We start from the raw sequence: 1,364 nt of genomic DNA on the forward strand, positions 1-1,364 counted from the left end.
AACGTATTCACCGCAGCGTTGCTGATCTGCGATTACTAGCGACTCCGACTTCATGGGGTCGAGTTGCAGACCCCAATCCGAACTGAGACCGGTTTTTTGGGATTCGCTCCACCTTACGGTTTCGCAGCCCTTTGTACCGGCCATTGTAGCATGCGTGAAGCCCAAGACATAAGGGGCATGATGATTTGACGTCATCCCCACCTTCCTCCGAGTTGACCCCGGCAGTCTCCTATGAGTCCCCACCATCACGTGCTGGCAACATAGAACGAGGGTTGCGCTCGTTGCGGGACTTAACCCAACATCTCACGACACGAGCTGACGACAACCATGCACCACCTGTACACCAGTCCGAAGACGCACCCATCTCTGAGTGATTCCGGTGTATGTCAAGCCTTGGTAAGGTTCTTCGCGTTGCATCGAATTAATCCGCATGCTCCGCCGCTTGTGCGGGCCCCCGTCAATTCCTTTGAGTTTTAGCCTTGCGGCCGTACTCCCCAGGCGGGGCGCTTAATGCGTTAGCTGCGGCACGGAACCCGTGGAATGGGTCCCACACCTAGCGCCCAACGTTTACGGCATGGACTACCAGGGTATCTAATCCTGTTCGCTCCCCATGCTTTCGCTTCTCAGCGTCAGTAGTGGCCCAGAGACCTGCCTTCGCCATCGGTGTTCCTCCTGATATCTGCGCATTCCACCGCTACACCAGGAATTCCAGTCTCCCCTACCACACTCTAGCCTGCCCGTACCCACTGCAAGTCCGGGGTTGAGCCCCGGATTTTCACAGCAGACGCGACAAACCGCCTACAAGCTCTTTACGCCCAATAATTCCGGACAACGCTCGCACCCTACGTATTACCGCGGCTGCTGGCACGTAGTTAGCCGGTGCTTCTTCTGCAGGTACCGTCACTTGCGCTTCTTCCCTGCTGAAAGAGGTTTACAACCCGAAGGCCGTCATCCCTCACGCGGCGTCGCTGCATCAGGCTTTCGCCCATTGTGCAATATTCCCCACTGCTGCCTCCCGTAGGAGTCTGGGCCGTGTCTCAGTCCCAGTGTGGCCGGTCGCCCTCTCAGGCCGGCTACCCGTCGTCGCCTTGGTGAGCCACTACCTCACCAACAAGCTGATAGGCCGCGAGCCCATCCCAGACCGAAAAACTTTCCACACGGTAGAGATGCCTCTCCGTGTCATATCCGGTATTAGCTCCGGTTTCCCGGGGTTATCCCAGAGTCTGGGGCAGGTTGCTCACGTGTTACTCACCCGTTCGCCACTGATCAGACCAAGCAAGCTTGATCGTCACCGTTCGACTTGCATGTGTTAAGCACGCCGCCAGCGTTCGTCCTGAGCCAGGATCAAACTCTCCGTTGATGTT

Annotated in this window: 1 rRNA gene; it reads right to left on the reverse strand. The window is 57.2% G+C overall.

From position 1 onward, the window contains the following. Window positions 1-1,360, reverse strand: a 16S ribosomal RNA gene (locus tag RY076_RS23610); the annotation flags it as partial. Window positions 1,361-1,364 lie beyond the last annotated feature (4 nt).

The sequence above is a fragment of the Intrasporangium zincisolvens genome, assembly GCF_034724055.1.
Taxonomy (GTDB): Bacteria; Actinomycetota; Actinomycetes; order Actinomycetales; family Dermatophilaceae; genus Monashia; species Monashia zincisolvens.